This is a genomic window from Bradyrhizobium sp. Kon10 (assembly GCF_055807395.1).
Window position 1 is genome coordinate 1 of record NZ_JBVVOZ010000272.1, and the last position, 259, is coordinate 259.

General features: G+C 65.6%; 1 protein-coding gene. It reads right to left on the minus strand.

Translation table 11 applies throughout. The features are described from left to right. A partial coding sequence (locus AC0L2O_RS36995) for a cupin domain-containing protein (RefSeq protein ID WP_473373233.1) occupies window positions 1–259 on the minus strand: 259 nt, incomplete at both ends.

The following is a 259-nucleotide window of genomic DNA, read 5'->3' on the forward strand; positions in this document are numbered from 1 at the left end:
CTGCTCGTCTGTCACCGTCTCCAGCCAGTCGGCATGGACGCCGTCGAGCGCCTCCTGCATGGCGATATGCGCCATCGCCGATTTCGGGCCGGCGCCATGCCAGTGCTTTTCATCAGGCGCGAACGAAATGACGTCGCCGGCCCTGATCGCCTGTACCGGCTCGCCCCAGCTTTGCGCGAGGCCGGCGCCTGATATGACATAGAGCGTCTGGCCCAGCGGATGCGTATGCCAATGGGTACGCGCGCCGGGCTCGAAACTG